Here is a 1995-nt window from a genome sequence, read left to right as displayed (position 1 = left end):
TTTTATTTGTTATTAAAAAAATCAGTAAAAAAAAAAGGTGAAATACATTTTAAGAATAGAGATAGGTTGTTTTTTATTCTTGATCAATCATTTGGTTTTATTAAGGAAATTAAGGTTATTAATAATTTAACACCGTTTATTAATAAATTTGAACATTATTTGAATAAAACTAATTTTCAAGTCATCATAATTGAGGTGTTAAATAAATTGCCTAGATTAATTTTTGAATTTTTAGCAGTATCTATTTGTTTGAGTATAATTTTATTAAGTTATGATTTACTTGGTTCAAAAATTATACCATTAGTCTCTTTATATGCAGTTTGTTTAATCAGATTAATACCAAGTTATTCAGCAATATCGTCAATAATGGTTAATCTACAATTTTACAAACCTTCTTTTGAAATGATATCTAGCGAATTAAAAAAAAAAAAAATTAAAAAATTTAATTTAAATAAAAAAAATAAAGTTGATTATAAAAGAGATGGAATTATTTCTTTCCAAAATATTTCTTTTGGCTATTCATCAAAAAAAAAAGTTATAAAAAATTTATCATTAAAATTTAAAGCCAATGAAGCAGTAGGAATAATTGGGCCCTCTGGTTCGGGTAAAACAACCTTGGGTGATATATTTTTAGGTTTGTACAAACCATCTAAAGGAAAAATTACATTTGATAAAATAAATATTCATGAACTTGAAAATAATTGGAATTATCTTGTTAGTTATTTGCCACAGGAACCATTTATATTGGATGATAATATTATGAATAATATCACTATGGGGGACTCGAAGAATTTTAACAAAGAAAATTTAGACAAAGCTTTAGAATTGTCTAACTGTAATGAGTTTGTTAATAAATTACAAAATAGATACAATACAAATGTGGGTCAAAGAGGTATAAAATTATCTGGTGGTCAAAAAAAGAGAATTGGTATTGCTAGAGCAATATACCAAAACAGACCAATAATTCTTTTAGATGAAGCAACAAGTAATTTAGATCCAGAGAATGATAAGATAGTGATGAATTCGATTCATAAATTAAAAAAACAAAAAACTGTCTTATTAATTACTCATAAAATATCTAATCTCAAATACATGGATAAGGTGGTTTATATAAACAATGGAATTATTGAAAAATCTGGCAAACCTGATCTAATTACTAAATTTATATTAAGAAAAAAAATATTAGAATTTAAGAATTTAAGTTTAGATTAATTTATGAAAAAAAATGTAAGAACACATGATGAGTTATATTTAAAAGAGAATAGATATGAAAATGCAAAAGAGAATTTTTTATACCTAGCAAAAAAGTTAAAGAAAGATATCTCAAAAAATAAAATATACACCTTACTAGATGTTGGTTGTGCAAACGGAGAGTTATTGTATCTATTAAAGAAAAAATTTAAGAATATTAAATTTACTGGAGTAGATGTGAGAGAAGATTTGCTTTTAAAAGCGAAAAAAAAACTTGGCAATGAGATAAGATTTATTAAGAAAAATATATTTCAAACATCTATAAAAAAAAAATATGATTTTGTTATTTGTTCTGGTGTTATTGGTATAACTGATAATCCAAAAAAATTTTTATCAAATTTAATAAAAATGAAAAACAAAAATGGAATTATATATTTATTTCATCATTTTAATGAATTTGATTATAATGTTTACATTAAATATCAAAATCCAAATAACACTCATGTATTAGAAAGTGGCTGGAATATATTTAGTTTAAAATTTATTAAAGCTATATGTAAAAGTTATAAAGTTAAATTATTTAAATTTAATATGAAAAAAAAATTATACCCTCAAAAAAGAGATCTTGTGAGAAGCTGGACAATTAGGATTAATAACAAGAATTATTTCACGAATGGTTTAAGTCTTCTTTTGAAACAATATTGGATAAAAATTTATTAAAAATTTTTATAAAATGTTAAAAAAAATATTAAAGAATATTAATTATCTTAAAAAAATTAATTTTACGCTAAAATTTAAAAACTC

The 1995-nt window shown here is 21.9% G+C and carries 2 protein-coding genes; both read left to right on the top strand.

The features are described 5' to 3' along the window. Nucleotides 1–1212 (top strand): ATP-binding cassette domain-containing protein (locus tag ACTT9D_RS07275; protein WP_440931118.1); only part of this gene is annotated, 1212 nt, incomplete at its 5' end. Between the two features lie 3 nt (nt 1213–1215). After that, nucleotides 1216–1911, top strand: a complete 696-nt coding sequence (locus ACTT9D_RS07270) for a methyltransferase domain-containing protein (protein ID WP_440931117.1) — start codon at nt 1216–1218, stop codon at nt 1909–1911. Nucleotides 1912–1995 lie beyond the last annotated feature (84 nt).

The sequence above is a fragment of the Candidatus Pelagibacter sp. genome (assembly GCF_052049815.1).
Lineage (GTDB): Bacteria > Pseudomonadota > Alphaproteobacteria > Pelagibacterales > Pelagibacteraceae > Pelagibacter.
This window is presented reverse-complemented; position numbering and strand designations above follow the sequence as displayed.

Bases quoted from the DNA above. Each gene is read 5' to 3' on its own strand.
- ACTT9D_RS07270 (WP_440931117.1), top strand. From the start codon at position 1,216: ATGAAAAAAAATGTAAGAACACATGATGAGTTATATTTAAAAGAGAAT.